The following is a 25,208-nucleotide window of genomic DNA, read 5'->3' on the forward strand; positions in this document are numbered from 1 at the left end:
CGCAGCTGCACAGGTCATTGGCTAAACCGCCGGAATTCTAGGCGTGGCAGGATTCAGCAGACAACACCGGGCTGAGACCGGCGGATTCATGTCAGCTTGGTTGGTTCCTCACCGGTAAAGACCGAAAGCTGCGTATCTGCTCCGCGAATTCGGATTTCTGTCCGAGCTTTGCTTCAAGTGAAAGCTCGCGCTGCGGCCCTTCGACTTCCCGGCGTGCTCCAGGGCTTTGGAGAGAATGAGTTCATTAAGTGGCGTTTGGGTTTGTAGCTTTGCCATCCAGCCACAATGTATTACTGGCATCTGCGTGTACTCCGCCGCTAGCAACATGCTTGTCGCTGATTTGTGTACCTTTGGTGATCACATGAACCATGGCCATGGCATGGCCGCGCCCCAATCCATGTTCTTCCTTGAGCCACTGGATAATCGGAGTCGCTTTGGTGGCGGAACCGAATCCACGGTCTGTTGCCTGTGCTAACAGCTGCCGTGGAGTGAGCCCTGTCTTGGTTTCAATCGTATCGAGGTAGGCCTGAAATGACATGTGGTTGCCTTCGCAGTGAAGAGGAACGTGGGTTTTCAACCTATACCGAGGAAATATGGACGACAAGGGCTAAGCCAACAGTTCGCAGTCGTTCCTCAGAACATTGTGCGCGCTTTTTGATCGGTTCATAGCATTTCCTCTTGGCATCGTCCGCCGCAACTGTTGCGCCCAGGCCAAGGGGCCGCGCCACCGTATTAACGAATTCTGCTGGTGCACCAGAACGATTCGTAGATTTTTTGCCAATTGTTTCTATAATTTGTGCAGACCAACGCATAGACTGTGGCTATCTGGCGACAATTCCTCCTAGAAAGAGACAAACATGTCACAGTCATCATCACCCACCATGGGCTCGCGGTTGACCGCAGAGTTCCTGGGCACTTTCGTTCTGGTCTTCGGCGGATGCGGTTCGGCGATCTTCGCCGCCCAGGTCCTCGACGGCGACACCATCAATATGGGGATCGGTTTCCTCGGTGTAGCCCTTGCCTTTGGTCTGACCGTGCTGGTCATGGTCTACGCCGTAGGCCATATCTCCGGTGGGCACTTCAACCCAGCGGTCACCCTGGGCGCTGCACTGGCCAAGCGGGTGGAGTGGAAGGCGGTTCCTGCATACATGATCACCCAGGTCATCGCCGCTTCGGTGGCCGGCGCCGTGCTCTTGGCCATTGCCTCCGGAAAAGACGGATTCAACGCCGCCGAGTCGGGGTTTGCCTCAAACGGCTATGCCGACCGCTCGCCGGACGGCTACTCGCTGGTCTCCGCGCTGGTTGCCGAAATCGTGCTGACCGCGATCTTCCTGTACGTGATTCTCGGATCAACCGACCGGCGTGCGCCGGCAGGTTTCGCCGGGGTTTCCATCGGCCTGTCGCTGACCCTGATTCACCTGATCTCCATCCCGATCACCAATACCTCGGTCAACCCGGCTCGGTCCTTGGGTGTTGCCTGGTTTGCCGGGCCGGAAGCACTCGGCCAGGTTTGGCTGTTCATCGTGGCCCCGCTGATCGGCGCGGCCATTGCCGGGGTGAGCTACTCGAAGATCTTCTCCGATCTGGTGACCGCCGAGGCAGCGAAGTAACTCCTCGAATTACACCGGCCGGCCACACCAAAGTTTGGTGTGGCCGGCCGGTGGCGTTTGCGGGTAGATTGAGTCGCTTTTCATAGGAATCAACGGCGAACCCAGGCCGTGAATGCAAGGGGCGGTGCGCTCACTGGATAGGCTAGGAACATGCAGCAGCCCCCGCCCTACCCACAGCAGTATTTCCTGCCACGCCGCAAGCAACGGGTATTCGACCCCGGAGCGATGACCCGCGGTGACTGGTGGACGGTGGGTTCCTACATCGTGTTCTTCGTCTTCGGCGGAGCGGCACTCATTGGGCTGATCCCGGGCTACTTCACGGCCTTCGAAACCGAAGAGCAAGCCCTCTTCGGAATCAATCTGATTCTCTACACCAGCTTCTTCATCCTGGCGATGGTCCAGTGCGGAGCGCACTTCTTCGACTCCTTTAAAACCATGAAGTACTACCCGTGGGCCAAATGGCTGATGCTTCCCGGTGGTTGGCTGCTGACGATCATCTTCTCCGCCATCGTGACAACGATCTTTGGCGGACCGCAGATCAGCGAAAATCAGGAAGCCTTGCAGGGCATGACCACCGCCGTCCCGCTCCCGGTGATGTTCGTAGTCACCGCGGTTTTCGGGCCCTTTGTCGAAGAGTACCTCTTCCGCCACCTGCTGATCGGCAAGCTTTCGCGCAAGCTCAATATCTGGGTGTGCGCGCTCATTTCCACCCTGGTTTTCGCCGGAATCCACTTCCTCAATGGAGGCGGAATCTCCTCGATCGTCCAGGTTCTGCCCTACCTGATGCTCGGCATTCTGATGTCCCTGGCCTACATCCTTTCGGGCAAGTCGCTGGCCTACGCTTACCTGCTGCATTTCATCAACAACGCCATGGCCCTGCTCATGCTGTACTTGGTCTACCCGCTGCTTCCGACCGGCGTCTAGGTTGAGTTTTACCGGGCACGAACCGCATTCGGTTCCCTACCGCGGCATGCTGCTGGCCCTGTTCGCCAGCGGCGTTGCCACCTTCTCCCAGCTCTACTCGGTGCAGGGCCTGCTGCCGAGCATCGCCGGTGAGCTGAACATCAGTTCATCCCAGGCGGCCTTGACCGTCTCCGCGGCCACCCTTGGCCTGGCGCTCGCCGTCACTCCGTGGGCCATCATCTCGGACCGCATTGGCAGGAGGCGGGTCATCGCGATTGCGTTGCTCGCCTCGGTGGTCCTCGGCCTAACCAGCTCCATGATGAGCGGTTTCGAACCGCTGCTCGTGGTCCGCTTCCTCGAAGGCATTGCGCTGGCCGGTGTTCCGGGCAGCGCCCTGGCCTACCTTGCCGACGAGCTGACCCCACGCGCGGTTGCCCTGGCCAGCGGTACCTACATTTCCGGCACCACCCTTGGCGGGTTGGCCGGACGCTTGGTGGCCAGCTGGGTGGGGGAACCAGCCGGATGGCGTTGGGGCGTCGCAGCGGTCAGCCTTATGGCGGCCGTGGGCACGCTGTTCTTTCTGCTCAAGGCCCCTGCAGCGCTCGGATTCATCCCGACCGAGCAACGCGGGCTGCGACCGATCCTCGGCAAATTCAAGCGGGCGCTCGGCGGAGGCATGCCGCTGCTCTACCTGCAGGGCTTCTTGCTGATGGGCGGATTTGTCGCCGTCTACAATTTCCTGGCCTTCCGGTTGGAGGCACCTCCGTTCATGGTGCCGGTGTCGCTGGCTTCCCTGGTCTTCATCGCCTACCTGTCCGGGACCTGGTCTGCGGTGGCCAGTGGCCGACTGGTCACCAAAATAGGCCGGCGCGGGGCGCTGCTGCTGAGCATTGTGCTGAGCATGGCTGGACTGCTGTTGACCCTGCCCGGAAACCTGGTGGTGATCATCGTGGGGATGGTGATCTTCACCGCTGGTTTCTTTGCCGCGCATGCGGTGGCCAGCGGTTGGGTGCCGTTGCTTGCACCCGCCACCCGGGCCCAAGCCGCGAGCCTCTACAACCTCTTCTACTATGTGGGTTCTTCGCTGCTCGGCTGGCTGATCGGGGTTCCCTTCATGCACTACGGCTGGACCACGTTAGTGCTGTGCGTGGTGCTGTTGCAGATTCTGGCCGTCATCTTCGCCTTGGGGCTGAAACACAAGAAGTAATCCGGAGTATCAAACCTCCGTTTATCGCGTTTAATCTACCGTTCACCGCTTGGGGTTACCATGATTTTGTGAGCTGTGGAATGCGCGCCTGTGATGGGCCGGACAATGGCTAACGATCCTTACTTCGTTCCATCAACACGGAAGTGCAACATGAGCAGAAATACCGCCGACTCATCGGCATCGCCAACCACCCTGGCGAAGACCTTAGGCAACTGGGACGCGCTGGCCCTGGGCTTTGGCGCCATGATTGGTTTCGGCTGGGTAGTGCTCACCGGAGGCTGGCTTGATAACGCCGGCACCATGGGCGCCATCTGCGCGATGCTCGCCGGTGGCGCCATCATGGCCATCGTGGGCCTGACCTACGCCGAACTCACCGCGGCCATGCCCAAGGCCGGTGGAGAGCACAACTTCATCCTCCGCGCCTTGGGCGCGCGCACCTCGTTCATTGGCTCGTGGGGGATCATCGGCGGTTACGTGACCATCGTGGCCTTCGAAGCGGTCGCCTTCCCGCGGACCGTGGAATACATTTTCCCCGGCATGAGCCAGATCCCGCTGTGGACCGTGGCGGGGTTCGAAGTGAACCTCACCTGGGCGCTGGTAGGTGTGGCCGCCGGCGTGCTCGTCACCTGGATCAATATCCGTGGCGTGAAGCAGGCCGGCATCGTGCAGACCTTCATCGTGCTCTTCCTGCTGGCCATCGGCGTGCTGATGATCTTCGGTTCGGCCACCAATGGTTCGGCGGAGAATATGGAGCCGTTCTTCACCCCGGGCATGAGCGGCTTCTTCGCGGTGCTGGTTGCCGTGCCGTTCCTGTTCATCGGCTTCGACGTGATCCCGCAATCGGCCGAAGAGGTGAAGATCCCGGCCAAGCAGATCGGCAAGCTGGTGGTGATCTCCGTGGTGCTGGCGACCCTGTGGTACGTGATGGTCGTCTTGACCACCGCCTCGGCCATGCCTGCGGACCAGCTGGCCGGCGCGGACATTGCCACCGCAGATGCCTTCGGCGCGCTATTCAATTCGGAGATCATGGCCAAGGTGCTGATCGCTGGTGGCCTTGCCGGAATCCTGACCTCGTGGAACTCATTGCTCCTGGGCGCCTCGCGGCTGGTCTACTCGATGGCGCGCGGCGGCATGCTTCCATCCTGGTTCGGCAAGCTGCACCCGAAGTACCAGACCCCGGCCAACGCGCTGATGTTCATCGGCGGCATCTCCTTGCTCGCGCCGTTCTTCGGGGCCGAGATGCTCGGCTGGCTGGTCGACTCCGGCGCCCCGAGCATCATCGTCGCCTACTTCCTGGTCTCGGTGACCTTCCTGATCCTGCGCCGCCGCGAGCCGAAAATGGATCGCCCGCTGCGCGTGGCGGGCAAGGGACGCGGTGGCGAAATCATCGGCTACGCCTCGGTGCTGCTGACCGCGGCCTTGTTCATGCTCTACATGCCGGGCATGCCCGCCTCGCTGAGCTGGGAACCGTGGCTGATCTTCGGTGCCTGGTGGGTGCTGGGCGCGGTGTTCTTCGTCAAGGTTCCCGGCGGCATCAAGCCGGGCCCGCAGGCCGAAGAGGAGATCCTGGCACGGGTTGCGGCGCGCAAGCGCTAGGCATCTCCACAATTTGAATGGCTCAGGGCGCACCCAGCGGGGTGCGCCCTGAGCCATTTCTCTGCAGTCTCCGGTATTGCCTGCAAAGTCTGAGGTCTCGGACAGTTGGTGAGCTGCGGGTCACATTTCCGAAGCTGAATCGGGTGTTATTGATACTTGACCCGAGGCAGCCGCGTGCTTCCCTCCAGCCAACGAGAAACAGGTCTGCCATGGCATCCGAATCAGTGACTACGCAACCCGCGCGGTTCTCCCACGTCACCAAGTTCATCGTCTTCAGCCTCATCGGCATCGCCATGTTTTTTGTGCCGATTACGCTCAACGGCACAAGCACGATTCCCCTTGACCATCTGGTGACCTTCATCCGCAATTCGCTGGGGCCCGCGGTGCCGTTCTACATCCTGGCGCTGCTGCTGGCGGGAACCATCCTGCCCTTCAGCAACGGCGGGTGGAAAGCCTCGAAGCTGCGCATGGTTTTTGCCTTCGCCAACGTGGTGGGGCTCGCGGTGGGCGCGGTGCTGATCTTCGGCGGGGGACCGGGGTGGCTGACCGAGGAGAGCATGGGCCCATTCCTGCTCAATAAGCTGGTCATCCCCGTGGGGCTTATCGTTCCCATCGGCGCGATCTTCTTGGCGCTGCTGGTGGGCTATGGGCTGATGGAATTCCTCGGGATCTTCTGCCAGCCGGTGATGCGCCCGCTGTGGCGCACCCCGGGACGCTCCGCGGTGGACGCGGTCGCCTCCTTCGTGGGCAGCTACTCGCTGGGATTGCTGATTACCGACCGGATGTACCGTGGCGGACGCTATACCGGGCGCGAGGCGGCCATTATCGCCACCGGCTTCTCCACGGTCTCCGCTAGCTTCATGATCATCGTGGCCAAGGCGCTGGACCTGATGGAGCATTGGAGCCTGTACTTCTGGCTCGCGCTGGCGGTCACCTTCACCGTCACCGCGATCACCGTGCGCATTCCGCCGCTGAGCAGAATCAAGGATGAGACCTATCTGGGCGTCGAGCACCTTGCGGAGCAGAAGATCTCCGGGCGGCGCGCGGCCACCGCGTGGAAGGAAGCGCTCGCCGCGGTGGGCCGCGCCCCGAGCTTCGGCAAGAATATGCGCGACAACATCTGGGACGGGCTGAAGATGGCCATGGCCATCCTGCCCTCGATTCTCTCCGTCGGGCTCGCCGGGCTGCTGCTGGCCCGCTACACCCCGATTTTCGACTGGCTGGGCTACCTGTTCGTGCCGTTCGCCTGGGTGGTCGGCCTGGAGGATCCGCTGCTGGTCGGCAAGGCCTCGGCGACGGGCATCGCGGAGATGTTCCTGCCCGCCACGCTGGCGGCCGGGCATGAGTCCATCGAGCTGCGCATGGTGGTCGCGATCGTCTGCGTCTCGGCGATCATCTTCTTCTCCGCGCTGGTTCCCTGCCTGCTGGCCACCAGCATTCCGCTGCGCCTGCGCGACATGGTCATCATCTGGTTCATCCGCGTCGCACTGACCATCCTGATCGCGACCCCGCTGGTGCGCCTGCTGCTGTAGCTGAACCAACGAGTTATGGTTGCGTGACGAGTTGGACGGCTATCAGCCCGGTGAATCTTCCAGCTGCTAGCCCCATCTTTTCAGCGTTGGCCATGGGTGGCTAGTCAATCTGCCTTTTCTGCTCGGACTGAGAGGTCAGTTTGCAATCCGAGGCGGCAGAGGGAGCACGGTTGCGGGACCGCAGATGCTCAGCATGAAGACCTGAGCATCTGGTGACTGAGGCTGGAGCTCGGCTCGGTGTTTCCTACCGGTCGCAACCGGTTTTCGCTGGCTCGCCTGTTCCCGTATCGATATCGAAGAACATGTACGGGTCGGCATTGCGGTAGGCGAAGCTTTTGAATGGTGTAAGGAACGGACCCCGCACGTCCGGAATGTATGCATAGTTTCTCGGACAGCGCGCCGTCGTCTGCGTTTTGGACTGCGCGAGTTTGAACGAATCGGGTAGCTCTCACGCGGTTATTGGACTGTTTGGGAGCCCAGGCGGTGGGAGGCGCGTGGAGGGGGTGCCTCATTGATCTTGACATTCAAAAGGCAGCTGCAGCGTCTGGTGGATCGATCAGGTCTTGTTGATAACTGCGGAAATACGTCCGTCTGAAGAAGGCACTGGCGGTCCGATTTGCTTTTGCCTACGCGTTCCAAAAGCTAACCTGACTGTCCACTCAAACGCACATGGAGTCCGTGGAAAGAGGAATAAATCTACGGGTCGGGATTATAGAGATTCGGGGTGCTGTCGTGCAGACTATGGTGCATCCAGGCAATGGCCCCTCGGTCGGCAATAAAAAGTACACTAGTCAATCCCCCTTTAGTGCGCTGCATCGGCCAAAAAGAGTACAGTCATGAAATTTTATAAAAATACTTAGCTTATTCTCAGAAACCCCTTGTTTTGGCATGAACCACCGAGTTGAATGTATGAGGGGGCCTTGGGGGTGTAATGCAGTATCGCCAATATACAAGGAGGGCTTTCCATGCGACGTACAGTTCGCAAGAGGAACGTACCTGCAGGAAACGCGGCGTGGTGGCGTAGACCGTTAGCCTTAGGGGTTGCTTCAACCCTTGTGGTGTCGAGTTACGGATTACCGGCCATGGCAGATGTCAACACACAACCGGACGAACTAACCGAATCCGCTGCGAGTATCGTCGACCTGAGTCTCTTGGGTACCGAACTCGCGGGTGGAGGGCAAACCCGGGCACTGTATCCAAGTGGCCCAGGAACCGATGAAGGCGGACTTGACGTCTCCCTGCTGCAGAATGAACTTCTGGATCTCGGGCAATTCCCGATCCCAGTAGATCAGTTCATTAACTTTGGCGAACTAGGTGCGCTGGTATCTAGCGCAACCGCTACAGATGCCAAGAACGGTGAAGCGATCTCCGGCGTAGCGGGAGCTGACGGAGCGATCACCCTCGACGGGGCTCAAGGAGATTTTGGCGTAGCCCGAATCAACTTGCTTGCACTCTTTGAGGAAGCTGGGATCGATGGATTGACCAGCCTCGCCTTGAGCAAGGCAGAACTCACTGCAGGCGCCGGTGGCGCCTGGGTTGAGGCAGTCGACGGAGTATTCCAAGACCCAGATGGATTCGGCGGCAAGGGCCAGTATCGGGTGGCGGAAGCCAACCTGGAACTGCAGTCGCCAGCGGTCGAAGAGATGGCCTCTCAGTTGTACGATGCCATCGGCACGGTCGATACCACGCTGGAAGACACCATCAATGGGTTGTCGCAAATCACCGACCTGCTTGACGTGCTTAGTGCACTCCCAGTGGGAGCGACTTTTGATCTCACGGTCGATTCCAACATTCAGGACGAAGTGTTCAATGAGCTGCTAGCGCAGCCAATCACCTCGAAAAACGAGGTGCTGAGCATCGATCTGAGCACCGGAACCGTTTACGTGGATCTGGATAAGGCCTATTCGGGCGAACGCCCAGTGGGTATGGACCTGCCTGATGGCATTAACAACCAGGCTCCGAACACGGAACTGATCACCACTGACCTCTACCCGATCATCGCGGAAACCATCCACGACTTGATCGAAGAGGTCGTTGCGGTAGCAACCAACGCGATCGAAGGCGCGATCTCCAGTATCACGCTGACCGTTGATGCTTCGCTTGACACACCATTGGGTGGCGCCGAGGCGTCCTGGACCGTTAACCTCGGTGGCGAAGAAGTTGCTCCGGTAACTTGTACCCCATCGGGTGCTGGCGGAGCGGTTGCTTGTGCCACATTGGAAGCGGCGATGAACACGGCAGTGATCCCGGCGGTCAACACCGCGATCATTCCGATTCGCGACTTCTTGGTGGGCGATGGCGGGCATGCGATCTATGATCTGTTGATCACGGATATCAAAACCAATGCGATGACCGTGCCAATCCGTACGGTATTGGAACCAGTGTTCACCTTGGCGCAGCAAGCAGTTTCGCTGCAGCTGAATCGACAGGTAGAAACTACCTGTGAAGCGCCAGACGGCACGTTAGTCGACAGCCTCGAAGTTTCGGCTTTGAGCTTGGGCGTTGTGCAGGCAGTTGACGCAGGTCGGTTGAACTTGGGCTCGGCCGGTGTGCGTATCGGCGCTTGCGCCGCGGACATCAACCCGGCGATTACCGTCAACCCGGGAGAGGTTCCAGCAGGAACCTCGACCAACGTTGAAGGAACCGGCTTCACTCCTAGCGGCGATGTCGAGCTTCAGCTGGTTGATGCTGAGGGCAACCCAGTGGGCGACCCGATCATCGTTCCTGCAGATGCCAATGGCGATTTCCCGTCCACCGAGCTACCGGTTGACGCCACTGTTCCTCCCGGAACTTACGATGTGCGTGCCACCGATGTCATCACCGGCACTCCGATCACTCAGCCACTTGTGGTTATTGAACCGGATGCGCAGGCGTTGAACCTCGGTCTGGATCCGCCAACCGTTCCAGCAGGTGACCCAACCAACGCAACCGGTTCCGGATACACCCCCGAGGGTCCGGTAACCGTTCAGCTGATCGATCCGGCCGGTAACCCGGTTGGCGATCCGATCATCACCACCGCAGACGTCGACGGAAACTTCACCGTTCCCGTCCCGACCCAGGCTGACGCTCAGCCAGGCGACTACACCGTTCGCGGTACCGACGACACCACCACCAACTCTGCTGATGCAACGTTGACCGTGGTTGAAGCGGGCACTCCGATCCTCACCGCGGATCCGGTCTCTGTTGAGTCGGGTCAGGCGACCGATGTGACCGGTACCGATTTTGCACCGAATGACACCGTGACTGTTCAGTTGGAAGATGCTGCTGGTGCACCTGTTGGTGACCCGGTAGAGGTTCCTACTGATGAGAATGGTGCATTCACCACTCCGTTGACCGTTCCTGAAGGAACGACTCCGGGTGACTACACCGTCAAGGGCACTGATACTCAGGGCGGCGAGGCTACGACTCCGCTGGCCGTGACTGAGCCTACTGGTGGTAATGAACCATCGATCACCGCGGATCCGGTCTCTGTTGAGTCGGGTCAGGCGACCGATGTGACCGGTACCGATTTTGCACCGAATGACACCGTGACTGTTCAGTTGGAAGATGCTGCTGGTGCACCTGTTGGTGACCCGGTAGAGGTTCCTACTGATGAGAATGGTGCATTCACCACTCCGTTGACCGTTCCTGAAGGAACGACTCCGGGTGACTACACCGTCAAGGGCACCGACGCAGATGGTGGCGAAGCCACTACTCCGCTGACCGTGACCGATGGCAGCACCGGTGGCAGCGACGGTTCGATCTCGGGTCGTACCTGGGTTGACACCAACGAAGATGGTTTGCAGGATGCAGGCGAGTCCGCCTTAGGTGGCATCACCGTCAACCTGCTGGATGCCGAGGGCAACCCGGTCAATGGTGCAGATGGCAACGCCACTAGCACCCTGACCGATGACAACGGCAATTACTCCTTCACCGACCTGTCGTACGGCGAGTACATCGTCGAGGTCATCAACCCCGATGGCACCGGGTTCTCCCCGGTCAACGTGGGCGACGATGCAACTCTCGACTCCGATGTGAACCCGGATAACGGCCGCACCGTTGCACTGGCATTGACCTCGGAGGCTCCGGCCGCTGAGAACATCGATGCCGGCATCACCGGTGTTGTGTTCACTTCCCCGACCGTGACCGTGGATCCGTCCGAGGTTGCGCCAGGTGAGGACACTCAGGTCACCGGTGACGGCTTCAAGCCGAACTCACCGGTTGAGGTTCAGCTGCAAGACGCCGATGGCAATCCTGTGGGCGAGCCGATCATCGTCGAAACCGACGAGAATGGCCACTTCACCACGCCGCTGACCGTCCCCGAGGGCACCACTCCAGGTGAGCTCGAGGTAGTGGCAACCGATGAAGATGGCGGCAGCGACACCGCTCCGCTGAATGTCATCGCCGGTAACGGTGGCGACAACAACGGTGTGTTGGGCGACCGTGTCTGGCGCGATCTGAATGCCGACGGCATCCAGGATGATGGCGAGGCCGGCCTGGCCGGTGTCACTGTGAACCTGCTGGACGCCGAGGGCAACGCGATCGAGGATGTAGACGGCAATGCCGTGAGCACCGTAACCGATGAGAATGGCAACTACCTCTTCGAGGCCCTGGCCCACGGCGACTATGTCGTCGGGTTCGTGGCTCCGGAAGGTGCCTCCTTCTCGCCAGCCTTGGTTGGGGATGACCGTGCGGTTGATTCGGACGCCCAGGAAGATGGCCGCACCGCGGTTGTCACACTGACCGCCGAGGCTGCTGCGGATCTGACCATCGACGCCGGTGTGGTTGACGCTCCGGCAGTGACCGAACCGACCGTGACCGTGGATCCGTCCGAGGTTGCGCCAGGTGAGGAAACTCAGGTCACCGGTGACGGATTCGATCCGAACACCGAAGTTGAGGTCACCATCGTTGATGAGAACGGCGATGTTATCGCCGGTCCGATCACCGTTGAGACCGACGAGAATGGCCACTTCACCACCCCGATCACCGTTCCGGAAGGCACCACCCCGGGCGAGTACGAGGTAGTGGCCGAGGACGAGAACGGCAACACGGATTCCACTCCGCTGACCGTCATCGATGGCAACATCGGTGGTGGCGACGGTTCGATCTCCGGCCGCACTTGGGTCGATGCGAACAAGGATGGTTTGCAGGATGAAGGCGAGTCCGCCCTGGGCGGCATCACCATCAACCTGCTGGACGCCGAGGGCAACCCGGTCAATGACGCAGATGGCAACGCCATCAGCACCGTAACCGATTCCAACGGCATCTACGCCTTCTCGGATCTGGTCGATGGCGAGTACATCGTCGAGGTCATCAAGCCCGATGGCACCGGGTTCTCCCCGGTCAACGTGGGAGACGATGCAACTCGCGACTCCGACGTGAATCCGGATAACGGCCGCACCGTTGCACTGGCAGTGACCTCGGAGGCTCCGGCCGCTGAGAACATCGATGCCGGTATCACCGATGTTGAGTTCACTTCCCCGACCGTGACCGTGGATCCGTCCGAGGTTGCGCCAGGTGAGGACACTCAGGTCACCGGTGACGGGTTCGATCCGAACACCGAAGTCGAGGTGACTCTGGTCGACGAGAACGGTGACGTGATTGCCGGCCCGATCACCGTTGAGACGGATGAGAATGGCCACTTCACCACTCCGCTGACCGTTCCCGAGGGTATCGAACTTGGTGAATACGAGGTAGTGGCCGAGGACGAGAACGGCAACACGGATTCCACTCCGCTGACCGTCATCGATGGCAACATCGGCGGGGGAAACAACGGAAAGATCGGTGACTTCGTCTTCAACGACGCCAACGGCAACGGACTGCAGGACGAAGGCGAAGCCGGCGTTTCCGGCATCACCGTCAACCTGCTGGACGCCGAGGGCAACCCGGCCAATGATGCAGATGGCAACGCCATCAGCACCAAGACCGCAGAAGACGGCAGCTACTGGCTGCAGATGCTGCCGCATGGTGAGTACATCGTTGAGTTCGTGGCTCCGGAAGGTGCCTCGTTCTCCCCAGCATTGGTCGGCGATGACCGTGGTATTGACTCGGATGCTCAGGAGAATGGCCGCACCGCGGTTATTGCACTGACCGCCGAAGCTTCCACGATCAACACCGTAGATGCCGGTCTGACCGGTTTGGGTGGCGATGGACAGCATGATCCAAACATCACCGTTGATCCGAAGGACGTCGCCCCGGGTGACGAACTGGACGTTCACGGCGAGGGATTCCCTCCGAACACCGATATCATCGTCGAGATCCGCGACAAGGACGGCAACGTCATTGAAACCGTGGAAACCGAAACCGATGATCAGGGCGAGTTCGATGTGAAGATCACCGTGCCGGAAGGAATCGAGAACGGCGAATATGACGTTCACGCCTACGACCAGGACGGCAACGAGGACAGCGAGCGCATCAACGTCCAGCAGAAGCCGGTCGACACCTGCGAAGCCGAACAGTCCCTGACCGTTCAGCCTAACAAGGTCAAGGGCGGCGAGTCGATCAAGGTCATCGGCAAGGGCTTCACCAAGGGTGAAACCCTGACCCTGATGATCAACTCAATCGACGGCAAGGTCGAGGTAGCGGCGAAGGATTCAATCCCCGGCGCCCTGACCATCACCGTGGATGAGAACTGCTCCTTCGAAATTGACATCACCATCCCGGAGAACACTCCGGAAGGTGATTACGAGGTCATCGTGAATGACGAAGACGGGAAGAAGCAGGATTCTGCTCCATTCACCGTCATCGGCGACAACGACGGCAGCGGCAATGGAGATGGCAACGGCAACGGAGACGGCAACGGAAACAACAACGGGGACAACGATAACGACGGACTGGCTAACACCGGTGCACAGGTTATCGCCTACTCGCTGCTGGGTCTGCTGCTGCTCGGTGCAGGTGTCTTGCTGACCCTGAACCGCCGCCGCGCACACAAGAGCTAGCAACTGGTAGCGGAACACGCCTGGTCATCTAGGGGTGTTCCGCCCACCGGCTAGTAACATCACATAGATGGGGGATCTCTTTATAGAGGTTCCCCATTTATGTGTCTGAACTACAAGGACCAAGGATTTCATGCGACGCAGCGTATCGGCCCGAATCGTATCACTTGCGGCTGCGGCCGTCCTATTGGCTTCGTGCACCGCCGCTGGCGGGACGAGTGATTCAGGCGACCCGGCCACGGCTTCTCCGGTGGCCAATACCTCATGTTCCGCAGCGTCGGAGCAGCCACTGAGCCAGGAAATGACCAGCGGAGCCACCTGGAATATGTGCTGGTCCGTAGATCCCGCCCTGGGCATGATTCTCTCGGATATCAGCTTCACCCCGCCCGGTGCGGATCCGATTCCGGTTGTCACCCAGATGTCGCTGGCACAGCTTGAAGTGCCTTACGATGATGGGAAGCGCAACACCTCGGATATCACGACCGCTGGGTTCGGCGGGCCAAATATGCATTCGCTGACCGAAACCGAATGCGTGGGGCAGCTACATAGCGCAGCAATTCCCAACATAGGCGACGGCAGCAAGTACGGGACGTCGCCCGAACGGCCGGTGCTCTGCAGCGACGTGGTGGATGCCGGCCTGTCCTACCGTTCGGCGGAGGCCGGCGATCTTCTCGCTAAACGCAAGAATGACTGGCAGCTATCCACGGTCTCCAAGGTCGGCTGGTACGAATACATCAATCAGGTGACCTTCGGCGCCGACGGTTCGATTCGTCCTTCGCTGGGCGCCACCGGGGACCTGTCTCCGGCGAACTATTCCGATGAACAGCATGGCTCCGCCGTGGGCGAAGGCGATAGCGACCATGCCTCCAGCCATTCGCATAATGCGGTGTGGAAAATCGATTGGGCCCTGGGCGGTGAAGCTGGGCAAGTTGCCCAGCAGTTTGACGCTAAAGATACAGGTAAGAAAGGCCCGCAGTCGCCCATCATTGAAGGCACATATACCGACATCACGGCGCCGGCAACGGCTCGGTGGACCGATCGACGCTGGTGGAAGGTTATGGCTCCGGGCACGCTGAATGCGGACGGACACCCAATTTCTTATCAAATCGAGCTGGGTAAGACCGACAGCTTTACCTTCGGCGATGACGAGGACCATCACGAGGGAGACATCGGCTACGACGTTGCGTTCACGAACGTCGATGAATGTCAGATCTTCGCGACTTACAACAGCGGGGACTGTGGGCGAGGCGTGGTGGACTTTGTCGCCAAGCAAGAAAGCCAGCAGCTTGATGACGTGGTCTCCTGGGTGGCGGTTGGCTATCATCATGTGCCGCGCGATGAGGAGCAGTCGCCAATGGAAGTGCATTGGCAGGGATTCACCTTGCTGCCGCGGGATCTGACGGCCACTCGTATTGATTCCCCTGAAGAACGTCAGGATCTTAATGGCCGACCCGAAAATTGGGGCGGGGAGCCAGTTCCCGAATCGCCATAGCCGGTCCTTTATCAGGGCGGACCGCTGCGTCCAGAGAAGCCCGGTAGGATTTTACCCCGGTTGGCCAGATAAATCCGGAGAACACCGCGGATCTTGGGAAACGGGGCTTGCCCGTTCCTGCCTGGCTGGCGACGGCCGGCTCCTAGAAATGCCACGGGCTCGCCGGAAACAAGACTCCGCTGAGCAGCCACAGTAGGTTGAATTCTTCCTGCCGCCTGGCGCCATTCCGGCCAGATACATTGCGAGCAATGGAGGCGCCGAGTGTGAGAAATCAGGGCCCTTGGTTTTCACGTTCTTCCGCCGGCAGCTACTTGTAGTTCAGGTCATCGAATCGTTGCTGCCGCTGGCCCAGGCCGCGTAGCGTGCGGCCGAGAACGCCACGATCTCGCCGGCCCGCTTGGGCACGACGCTGGCGAAGTTGTTGTAGAGCCGCTCGAAGTCCAGTGCGGCCAGCTGGGTGGCGATGCGGCGCACCACCGGCCCGGAGAGCGGGATCCGGTTGGGGTAGCTGCGCAGGAAGGTGACGTTCCCATCCGCCACAGGGAAGACTCCGTCCCCGGCCAGCAGCACCCCCTGGCCTGCGGCGCCCGAGGCCCAGAGGGCCACGGTGCTCCCGGGGAAGTGCCCGCCGATCTGCTCGAGCCGGATCCCGGGAATCGGTTCGAAGGGTTCGGACCAGATCTTCACGTTCGGGCTCGCGCGTTGGACCCAATTCTGGTCGGGGGCCGCGATAAAGATGGGCGCGTTCTCGAAGGCGCTGCTGTAAGCGGTCTGCACGCCATACATATGCGGGTGGCTGGCCACGATTCCCTGCACGCCGCCGCGCTCGCTGATCGCTTCGAAGGTCCGTTGGTCGAGCAGTCCCGGCACCTCGAAGAGCAGGTTTCCGTTCTTGGTTTGCACGAGCAGGGCGCTTTGCCCGATGCCGATTTCCGGAGAACTAAACGAGGTCAGCCCGGGTTCCAGCTCTTCGATTTGGACCCGGTGCCCGGTCTCCAGAAGCTCGGCGCGGTGCGTCCAGCGTTGCATGCCATCCGGTACATACTGGCGTTCGTCGACGCAGATGGGACAGAACTCCGGTGGCACGGCCGCCGGCTCGAATTCAACGGCGCAGGCGGCGCACTGCCAATCGATCAGTTGCATAGTTCTACTTCCGGTCCGGGGGCGAAGCAATGTCCCAGCCTAACCCGGTTATCCGCTGCTGCACAGGGTCAGAATAAAATCCAACCGATCACGGCGCTAAAAATCACCAGCATCCACGGCGGGGTTTTCCACCAGTGCAGAGCCACGAATCCGGCCGTCGCAAGGACCAATGTGGGAACGGTGGAAGCACCTTGCAGGAACACCGGGGAGTAGAGCGCCGCGGCCAGAAGCCCCACCACCGCGGCGTTGATCCCGGACAAGGCCCGCCGAGCCGTGCTCGACCGGCGCAGGCGCTGCCAGAACGGGAGCGCGGCCGCGACCAGCAGGGCCGAGGGCAGGAAGATCGCAAGCAATGCGATGCCCGCTCCGAGTACCCCGCTCGGTCCTGTTTGGAAGACCGTACCCAGATAGGCGGCGAAGGTGAAAAGCGGTCCCGGCACGGCTTGGGCTGCTGCGTAGCCGGCGAGGAATGCATCATGCTCCACGAGCCCGGCACCCACCGTTTGAGTTTCGAGCATGGGCAGCACCACGTGGCCACCGCCGAAGACCAGCGCACCGGTGCTGAAGAAGATCTCGGTCAGGCGCAGCGCCCCGTGATCGAAGACCGCGGCGGCCACCGGCAAGCCGATCAGCAGCAGGGCAAAGACGACTAGGCAGATCACCGCGCTGCGCCGCGAGTGGCGGGCGAAGCTAAAATCGCTCTGCGCCGAATCTTCGGCCCCATGGCGCAGCCAGAGCAGGCCGATTAGCCCCGCGGCGAGGATCACCGCGACCTGGATGAAAGGGGAAGGGAACAGCAACACTACGCCCATCGCCGCCACCGCTAGCGTTGCGCGCGGCGCATCCGGAGCCAGGGTCTTTGCCATCCCCAACACGGCGTGCGCCACCACCGCAACGGTCGCCGCCTTGAGGCCGGTGATCCACCCGTCCCCGATCAGCGAATCCAGGCTATTGGCCGCCAGCGCGAATAGCACCAGCAAGATCGCCGAAGGCAGGGTAAAGGCGGCCCACGCGGCGAGCAGTCCCCAGGTTCCGGAGCGCTGCAAGCCCAGGGCCATGCCGACCTGGCTCGAGGCAGGCCCAGGCAAAAACTGGCAGAGCGCCACAACATCCGCGTAGGCGGTTTCGCTCAACCATTTTCTTTTGACCACAAACTCTTCACGAAAGAAGCCCAGATGCGCGGTGGGGCCGCCGAAGGAGGTGAGCCCCAGCTTGAGGAAGGCGGCGAAGACCTCGCCGACCGGCGCCGCCGGGGGCGGGCCGGCGGGAGCCGCATCGGGGGAAGAAGTCATAGTAGAAGTATTTCATCTCCGGAATACGACTGCTTAATTGCGCCGCAAAGCGCAGGTAAACGAGGGATGAACCCTTTGGGTGCCGGCGGAGGAATCGCCGTTAGCGCCGCTCAGTTCGTAGAGTAGGACTCGTGAACGCAGAAAAGTCCCGGACAACTTCCCCCACCCTAGCCAAGCAGATCCTCGTGCTGGCCATTCCCGCCTTGGGGGCGTTGATCGCCGAGCCACTATTCCTGATGGCGGATTCGGCCATCGTGGGGCACCTCGGTGTTTCAGAGCTGGCTGGCGCGGCCCTGGGGACCACCGTGCTGCATACCGCGGTCGGCCTGATGATCTTCCTCGCCTACGCCACCACCCCGGCGGTGGCTCGCGCTCTCGGCGCAGGGCAGCAGGCGCGCGCCATGGCGGCCGGACGCGACGGCATGTGGTTTGCGGTGGTTTTGGGCATCGTGTTGTCGGTGGCAGGCTTCATCTTTGCCGAGCCGCTGGTGCGGCTGATGGGTGGTGAAGGACAGACCCTCGAATTTGCGGTGGACTACATCCTGTATTCAATGCCCGGTCTCACCGCCATGCTGCTGGTCCTCGCGGCAACCGGCGTGCTGCGCGGAATGCAGGACACCAAAACACCGCTGGTGGTAGCCACCGCGGGTTTCGGGCTGAATATCGTGCTGAACTTTGGTTTGGTCTACGGGCTGCAGATGTCCGTGGCCGGTGCCGCCTTGGGGACCTCGATCGCGCAGTGGCTGATGGCGCTGGTGTATCTGTGGATGCTCGTGCCGCGCATCCGGGCCGCTGAAATCCATCTGCGTCCTAGCTGGGCGGGATTCATTTCCACCGGCCAGGTTGGTTCATGGCTGATGCTGCGAAATCTGACCATGCGTGTGGCATTGCTGTTGACGGTGGTGGTGGCAACCAACGCAGGAGAGCTGACGCTGGCGGCCCACCAGTTGGTCTTCACCATCTTTTCCTTCCTTGCCTTTGCGCTGGATGCATTGGCCATTGCGGCCCAAGCGCTCATTGGCAAAGAACTCGGAGCAGGAGACGCATCCCAGGTTCGCCAGCTCACCGGGATCATGAGCCGGTGGGGGATCTATTTCGGAATATTCACCGGGCTATTGCTGCTCGCCACCTCGTGGGTGTTCCCGACGATGTTCACCCCGGACACCGAGGTCCACCGGCTGACCACCCTGGGATTGTGGATCTTGGCAATCTCCCAGCCGCTCTGCGGATTGGTCTTTGTCCTTGATGGCGTGTTGATCGGTGCCGGGGATGCGAAGTATCTGGGCATTGCTGGAACCATCAACCTGCTCGCCTATCTGCCCATGTTGTGGGCGGTGCAGCACTTTGCGATTGACCCGCAGTCGGCGATCCTGTGGATCTGGGTGGTCTTCGCCATCGGCTACATGCTGGCGCGTGCCATCACCCTGGGGCTGCGCGCCCGAGGTGACGCGTGGATGCGCCTAGGGCAGTGAGAGCCGGACTGGCCGGCTAGTCCCATAGCGAGTCTGGGTCTTGACGTTGTCCGAGCATGGCCCGGTGAATGGACTGTAGATGCGTGCGCATCGCGTTCTCCGCAGCTCCAGTATCCGCTGCGCTAATGGCCGCCAAAATGGCTCGATGCTCGGCGAGCTCAGCGGACTGGGACATATAGGGCTGCATGGCCGGCAAGACGTAGTGTGCCCTGGCGGTCTCGGCGAAACACTTGGTCAGCGTGGCGGTGATCCGCGAATTGCGATTGGCCGCCGCGAGGTCCTCGTGGAAGCGGCGGGCGGCGAGCATTGAGGCAATGGGGTCTGCCTCGGCCTGGCGCTCCTGCTCGGCGAGGTGCCCGCGCAGCACGGCGAGCGTTTGCGCCGAATGGAAGCGGGCGACATTCCGCGCCGCCCGCGGTTCGAGCAAGATGCGCAGTTCCAGGACTTCATGGATATCCTCCATGCCGATCGCCCGCACCAGGTAGCCCTTTTTCGGCAAAAGCTGCAGCAGGCCTTCGCTGGTCAGCTGGCGCAGAGATTCACGGACGGGAGTTTTGGACACCTGGAACTCCTCGGCCAACGCCGGTTCGATCACCATGGTGCCCGGGGCGAGCAGCCCGGTAGCGATCCGTTCGCGCAGCTCCAGCGTGAGCCGCTCCGACAGTGAACTAGCCATGGATCCTCATTTCTCTGCTTAGCCCTGTGGAAGCGCGCGTAACTTTTGGCGCGAGACTTTCCCGGAATCAAGGAACAGTCTAGTCTTGGCTGAAATATATTTCAGGTATCTTACGTTGGTTTACCGCGAGCCAACAAGGATTTTTCGCTTCCAGGCGGAGGAGAACGAACCGATGGAAAAGACAATAACAGTGGGTTCCGACCCGCTGCGCGTGCAGCGCCGCCGGGCCATTTCGGCCTCCCTGATCGGAACCGCCATCGAGTGGTACGACTATGCGCTCTATGGGGCGGCGGCCAGCGTGGTGATCGGCCCGCTGTTCTTCGCCGGAGCCGGAAGCTCGGCGGCCTCCATCGCCGCCTTCGCGACCTTCGCCGTGGGATTCGTCGCCCGCCCGGTGGGCGGGGCGGTCATTGGGCATCTCGGGGATAGATTCGGGCGCCGTCCGGCAATGCTGCTCTCGGTCGTACTGATGGGCATCGCCACGGTCGGCATCGGTTTGCTGCCCACCGCGCAGACCTGGGGCGCCTGGTCCATCGGCTTGCTTGTGCTCTTCCGCCTGATTCAGGGCTTCGGCGCCGGTGCGGAACTCACCGGAGCGATGACCCTCGTGGCCGAATATGTCGAGCCGAAAAAACGAGGCATGTACACCTCGCTGATTCTCTCCACCCCGCCGCTGGGCATTGCATTGGCGACCATCTGCTTCTTTTCGGTTTCCCTGCTCGGGGACGAAGCGCTGCTTAGCTGGGCTTGGCGCATTCCGTTCCTCGTTTCTGCCTTGCTCTTCCTGGTGGCCCTCTACATCCGCAATAAGTTGGAAGAAACTCCCGAGTACACGCAGGCCATGGGCAAAGCCCAGCAGATGGCAGGGGCAAAAAAGCTGCCGCTGCGCGAGGTCTTCGAATCCCACTGGCGCCGGGTATTGCTGGGATTCTTCGCAATTACCGGGCATAACGCCACGAACTACATCTTGGCGGTCTTCTCCATCAGCCTGATGGTTGGCTCCGGCATGGCGCGCAGCCAGGCGCTGCTTGCGGTGACGCTCGGCTCGCTAGTCTCGGTAGTGCTCACGCCGGTGGGCGGCTGGCTGGCCGACAGGTTCGGCTCGGCGCGCATCCTCGCGGCCGGAAACATCGCCGGACTGCTGCTGGCCTTCCCGATCTTCTGGATGCTGGCCACCGACCAATTCATCTTCGGCTTCTTGGCCATCGCCTTGGGCTACGGACTGGTCATTCCCTGCACCTCCGGTGCACAGGGAGCCTTCCTGACCGAACTATTCCCGGTATCGGTGCGCTTCAGCGGCATCGCGATTGCCCGCGAAATGAATGGCGCCATCGTGGCGGGACTCTCGCCGCTGATCGCCGCCGCGCTTTTGGAGCTCGGCAACGGCTCGGTTGGCCTGCCGGCAGGATTCCTCGCATTGTGCTGCCTGAGCTCGGCTATTGCCATCTACCTCGGTGCCCACGCGAAGCACCGAATCCGCTACTAAAAACCGCTATTCAATTGACACGAAAGCAAAGGACAACTCTTGGGTAATCTCAAGCGTCAATTCCCAGACGTCGGCGAACTAGTCAACCTGATGAAGTTCAAATTGCCATCCACCGATCGCCGTGCCGCGCGTCTGGCCCAGGCTGCGGATCTATGGGACCTGCGCCGCATTGCCAAACGGCGCACCCCCACCGCAGCCTTCGACTACGTGGACGGCGCCGCCGGAAATGAAATTACCGCAACCCGAGCCCGCGAGGTCTTCGACTCGGTCGAACTGCTGCCGCGCATCCTGCACGGAACCGCAGAAGCGGACCTGTCCACGCAGATCGCAGGTGCTCCATCCGCGCTTCCCTTCGGTATCGCGCCCACCGGGTTCACTCGGTTCATGCAGTCCGAAGGAGAAATCGGCGGCTCCCGCGCCGCCGCACGGGCGGGCATCCCCTTCAGCCTCTCCACCATGGGCACCCGCTCCATCGAGGAGGTCGCCCAAGCTGCACCCGAGGGGCGCAGCTGGTTCCAGCTGTACTTGTGGAAGGACCGCGAAAAGTCCGCGGCCCTGGTTAGCCGGGCCCAGGCGGCGGGTTTTGACACCCTTCTGGTCACCGTGGACACTCCCGTGGCGGGCCAACGCCACCGTGATACCCGCAACGGCATGAAGATTCCGCCGGAGCTGACCTTGAAGACGGTCCTCGACGCGTCTTACCGTCCGGAGTGGTGGTTCAACTTCCTGACCACCGATTCGCTGAAATTCGCTTCCCTCTCGGAATCGTCCGCGGACCTGCCCAGCATCATCAACTCCATGTTCGACCCTTCGCTGGACTTCGAAGATCTCAAATGGATCCGCGAATTGTGGAAGGGGAAACTCTTCGTCAAGGGCGTGCTCACCGCGGAAGATGCGGCGAAGGCCAAGGACGCAGGCGCCGACGGGTTGGTGGTTTCAAATCACGGGGGACGTCAGCTGGACCGGGCGCCGATCGCCTTCGAAGCGTTGAGCGAAGTCCGTGCCGAGGTTGGGGAGGAACTGGAGATCATCATGGACTCGGGCATCATGTCCGGTTCGGATATCGTCGCGGCGCTATGTGCCGGGGCGGACTTCGTATTGATAGGCCGCGCGTATCTCTACGGGCTGATGGCCGGCGGGGAGGAAGGCGTGAGCCGTGCCATCGAATTGCTGGCCAAGGAAGTAGAAGTCGCCATGCAGTTGATGGGCGCGGCAACGATTGGCGAGCTCAACGAGAGCCTGATTCGCCGTCGCGGCTAGCTCGCGGGCGCACCGGTAAATGTGACTTAGCTTGGACTCGGCTGATTCTTTGTTCTATCGCCGGTAGAATGGGGTTGTGCCTGCACCAAAAACCACCCCAGCCCAAGCCCAAGACGTCTTCCGCCCGGTATTCCTGCGCGGACTCGGCGCCCTGGTCTACTCGCTCATCTCGATATTCTGGATCAACGCGGATCAGACCGTGCTGTCTTACGCGACCGGTGCGCTGCTGGTGGTGACAGGTGTCTTCATGTGGCAGTACGTCACCGTGCCGAGCGCTCCGGAGAAGTCCCGAGGGGCCTACGCGCTAGGTGCCGGACTCATGCTGCTGGCAGGCATTGCCAGCCTGTTCGCCACCACCCCCATGTGGGTCGCATATCTCGCAGCCTTCGCGTTCTTCGTCACCGGTGTGGTTGAGCTCTACGTCTTTGTGAAAATGCGCTCGCAGTTCCCGCCATTCCGTAACCAGCTGATCACCGCCGCGGTATCGATGATCCTGGCCATTGCCCTGCTCTTCGGCACGTCGCTGGATGCTCACGGCATGTTCGGCCTGATTGGCGGCGGCACCATAATTTTCGCGGTCTTTGAACTGATCGCCGCGTTCGGCCATCGCCATGACGCCAAGGCGGCGGCATCGACCGAAATCGAAAACAACTAATACTTTTAGGTCAACAGGAAAAGTAGAAACGGAGTTCCTGGTGGGAAACAACTCGCAGAAGAAGCAACCGTGGAGCCATTCAATTAAAGGCCCGCTGAGCTTCTCGCTGTTGCTGGCTGTCGTTGCTGGAGTGGTCGGCATGATCTCCTCGACCGGAGGCTCGCAGAACCCGATTCGTTTTGATATCGGACTGGTCTGCTTTGGAGTGGCCTTTGTCGCCAGTTTGCTGATCATCTCGGTGCTCACCATGGCAGGCAAGGAAAACGATTCCGAGCTGGGCAAGGGCACGGGTGTGAACCGTTCCTCGGCCGACCCGAACAAAAAGTTCGAAGACTAAAACATCGCGTCGACAACGCGCTGGGCCCGCCGTCAAGGCGGACCCAGCGCGTTGTCGTTAGCTTGGCGGTCAGCGCACCGCACCGAACAAGAACGCCATTTTCAAGGATTGACACGTGAACAACACGAAGCAGACGTCGAGAAGTAGCCGCACCCCACTGGGCGAGCAGCTGATTCGACGTAAATCAATCCACTCTATGACCACCGAGGCCGCAACTAACGCCGGTCTCGGACAGCTCAAGCGCAGCTTCGGGGTGCTGCAACTGACCATGATTTCCGTCGGAGCCACGCTGGGAACCGGCATATTGGTGATCCTTGGCGATTCGGTACCCGTTGCCGGTCCGGCCATCTGGATCGCGTTCGTGCTCGCCGGCGTGACAGCGCTGCTTTCGGCGGTGTCCTACGCTGAAATGGCCGGCATGGTCCCGGTGTCCGGTTCCAGCTATTCCTATTCCTACGCCACTATGGGCGAAGGGGTGGCATGGATCTGCGGTTGGTGCCTGATCCTTGAGTACGCGGTATCCGCGGCCGCCGTGGCCGTAGGAGCTGGTTCCTATGTGAACCAAACGCTTGAAATCTTCGGCATGCAGCTGCCCGCGTCGCTGGCCAGCGGTCCGGTAGACGGCGGCGTCATCAACCTGCCTGCACTGATCACGGTGATCCTAGCGACCCTGCTCTTGGCACGGGGTGCCCGTGAATCGGCCCTGGCCAACACCGCCATGGTGATAGTCAAGATCGCGATCCTGGTGTTCTTCTCCATCGTCGCGTTCACCGCCTTCGACGCGGGGAACTTCGCTCCGCTGCTGCCTATGGGGGCAGCCGGTGTGAGCGCTGCCGCCTCGATGGTGTTCTTCTCCTACATCGGCTTTGACGCCGCATCCACGGCCGGTGAAGAAGCGAAGAACCCGCAACGCGATATGCCACGCTCAATCATCATCTCCATGATTCTGGTGACCACCGTGTACGTATTGGTGGCGGTGGCCGCGGTAGGCGCACGCAACTGGCAGTGGTTTGAAGGCGCCCAAGCGGCACTGGTGATGATCGTATCCGAGGTGACCGGGCAGCGCTGGCTGGTGCTGCTCTTCGCTCTGGCCTCGGTGGTCGCGATCATCTCGGTGGTGCTAACCACCCTGTACGGGCAGACCCGCATCCTGCTGACCATGGGGCGCGACGGACTGGTGCCGAAGGCCTTTGCCAAGGTTTCCCCTAGGACCCACACCCCGGTGATCGGTACGCTCATCGTCGGCAGCGCGGTGGCACTTACCGCCTCGCTGATCCCGTTGGGTGAACTGGCCGAAGCCACCAGCATCGGAACCCTCTTCGCGTTCGCGCTGGTGGGAGTCGCGGTCATCTTCCTGCGGCGGACCCAACCGGACGCGCCACGAACCTTCAAGGTGCCGTTCTACCCGGTGACCCCCATCCTCGGAATCGCCGCGTGCTTGTTCCTGATGTTCAACCTCGGCACGAACACCTGGGCGGTCTTTGGTATTTGGATGATTGTCGGTTTTATCGTGTACCTCAGCTACGGCCGTAAGCATTCGCGCTTGGGGGCGCTGCACACCGATTCATATCGCGAGACACTAAAGTCGAAATAATTCTGCGGCGAGTTAGGCTGTGAGTTGAACCAGACT

The 25,208-nt window shown here is 61.0% G+C and carries 17 protein-coding genes; 13 read left to right on the plus strand and 4 right to left on the minus strand.

The window, feature by feature from the left end:
- Positions 1 to 244: 244 nt before the first annotated feature.
- On the minus strand, positions 245 to 538 hold the full coding sequence (locus CQ019_RS09015; protein ID WP_105552679.1) for a DUF4287 domain-containing protein: 294 nt from the start codon (positions 536 to 538) through the stop codon (positions 245 to 247).
- 319 nt (positions 539 to 857) lie between these two features.
- On the opposite strand from CQ019_RS09015, the gene aqpZ reads away from it, so the two are divergent.
- The 7 genes from aqpZ (at position 858) to CQ019_RS09050 (ending at position 15,257) form a co-directional block, all read left to right on the plus strand.
- Positions 858 to 1,610, plus strand: a complete 753-nt coding sequence (gene aqpZ, locus CQ019_RS09020) for an aquaporin Z (RefSeq protein WP_105552680.1) — start codon at positions 858 to 860, stop codon at positions 1,608 to 1,610.
- 150 nt (positions 1,611 to 1,760) lie between these two features.
- On the plus strand, positions 1,761 to 2,534 hold the full coding sequence (locus CQ019_RS09025; RefSeq protein ID WP_096286147.1) for a CPBP family intramembrane glutamic endopeptidase: 774 nt from the start codon (positions 1,761 to 1,763) through the stop codon (positions 2,532 to 2,534).
- A 1-nt stretch (position 2,535) separates the two neighbouring features.
- Complete coding sequence (locus CQ019_RS09030; RefSeq protein WP_105569504.1) at positions 2,536 to 3,720, plus strand: MFS transporter; 1,185 nt, start codon at positions 2,536 to 2,538, stop codon at positions 3,718 to 3,720.
- A gap of 150 nt (positions 3,721 to 3,870) precedes the next feature.
- On the plus strand, positions 3,871 to 5,316 hold the full coding sequence (locus CQ019_RS09035) for an APC family permease (RefSeq protein WP_105569505.1): 1,446 nt from the start codon (positions 3,871 to 3,873) through the stop codon (positions 5,314 to 5,316).
- 209 nt (positions 5,317 to 5,525) lie between these two features.
- Positions 5,526 to 6,848: a YjiH family protein gene (locus CQ019_RS09040; RefSeq protein ID WP_105569506.1), complete on the plus strand. Its 1,323-nt coding sequence runs from the start codon at positions 5,526 to 5,528 to the stop codon at positions 6,846 to 6,848.
- Between the two features lie 1,082 nt (positions 6,849 to 7,930).
- A complete protein-coding gene (locus tag CQ019_RS09045; RefSeq protein ID WP_181148354.1) occupies positions 7,931 to 13,768 on the plus strand; it encodes an SdrD B-like domain-containing protein in 5,838 nt (1,945 codons plus the stop codon).
- A 130-nt stretch (positions 13,769 to 13,898) separates the two neighbouring features.
- The gene (locus CQ019_RS09050) at positions 13,899 to 15,257 is read left to right on the plus strand and encodes a copper amine oxidase (protein WP_105569508.1); all 1,359 of its coding nucleotides are present in this window, start codon (positions 13,899 to 13,901) and stop codon (positions 15,255 to 15,257) included.
- 318 nt (positions 15,258 to 15,575) lie between these two features.
- On the opposite strand, the gene CQ019_RS09055 is transcribed toward CQ019_RS09050, so the two are convergent.
- Positions 15,576 to 16,400, minus strand: coding sequence for a hydrolase (locus CQ019_RS09055; protein WP_105569509.1), 825 nt, complete (start codon positions 16,398 to 16,400; stop codon positions 15,576 to 15,578).
- Between the two features lie 68 nt (positions 16,401 to 16,468).
- On the minus strand, positions 16,469 to 17,692 hold the full coding sequence (gene chrA, locus CQ019_RS09060; RefSeq protein WP_105569510.1) for a chromate efflux transporter: 1,224 nt from the start codon (positions 17,690 to 17,692) through the stop codon (positions 16,469 to 16,471).
- A 131-nt stretch (positions 17,693 to 17,823) separates the two neighbouring features.
- Here chrA and CQ019_RS09065 point away from each other — a divergent pair, with 131 nt between their 5' ends.
- Positions 17,824 to 19,164: an MATE family efflux transporter gene (locus CQ019_RS09065; protein ID WP_105569511.1), complete on the plus strand. Its 1,341-nt coding sequence runs from the start codon at positions 17,824 to 17,826 to the stop codon at positions 19,162 to 19,164.
- A 16-nt stretch (positions 19,165 to 19,180) separates the two neighbouring features.
- Here CQ019_RS09065 and CQ019_RS09070 read toward each other — a convergent pair whose 3' ends face one another.
- Positions 19,181 to 19,840 carry a GntR family transcriptional regulator gene (locus CQ019_RS09070; RefSeq protein WP_105569512.1) on the minus strand — a complete coding sequence of 220 codons (660 nt, stop codon included), beginning with the start codon at positions 19,838 to 19,840 and terminating at the stop codon, positions 19,181 to 19,183.
- Between the two features lie 172 nt (positions 19,841 to 20,012).
- On the opposite strand from CQ019_RS09070, the gene CQ019_RS09075 reads away from it, so the two are divergent.
- The 5 genes from CQ019_RS09075 to CQ019_RS09095 all read left to right on the plus strand — a co-directional run bounded on the left by CQ019_RS09075 (position 20,013) and on the right by CQ019_RS09095 (position 25,172).
- On the plus strand, positions 20,013 to 21,326 hold the full coding sequence (locus CQ019_RS09075; protein WP_105569513.1) for an MFS transporter: 1,314 nt from the start codon (positions 20,013 to 20,015) through the stop codon (positions 21,324 to 21,326).
- Between the two features lie 39 nt (positions 21,327 to 21,365).
- Positions 21,366 to 22,586 carry an alpha-hydroxy acid oxidase gene (locus tag CQ019_RS09080; RefSeq protein WP_105569514.1) on the plus strand — a complete coding sequence of 407 codons (1,221 nt, stop codon included), beginning with the start codon at positions 21,366 to 21,368 and terminating at the stop codon, positions 22,584 to 22,586.
- Between the two features lie 76 nt (positions 22,587 to 22,662).
- Positions 22,663 to 23,241, plus strand: a complete 579-nt coding sequence (locus CQ019_RS09085) for a DUF308 domain-containing protein (RefSeq protein WP_105569515.1) — start codon at positions 22,663 to 22,665, stop codon at positions 23,239 to 23,241.
- A 40-nt stretch (positions 23,242 to 23,281) separates the two neighbouring features.
- Entirely contained in the window at positions 23,282 to 23,578 is a 297-nt protein-coding gene (locus CQ019_RS09090; protein ID WP_258133488.1) for a hypothetical protein, read from the plus strand.
- A gap of 196 nt (positions 23,579 to 23,774) precedes the next feature.
- Positions 23,775 to 25,172, plus strand: coding sequence for an amino acid permease (locus tag CQ019_RS09095; protein WP_105569516.1), 1,398 nt, complete (start codon positions 23,775 to 23,777; stop codon positions 25,170 to 25,172).
- Positions 25,173 to 25,208: the final 36 nt, after the last annotated feature.

This window comes from Arthrobacter sp. MYb229 (assembly GCF_002975405.1).
Classification (GTDB): Bacteria; Actinomycetota; Actinomycetes; order Actinomycetales; family Micrococcaceae; genus Glutamicibacter.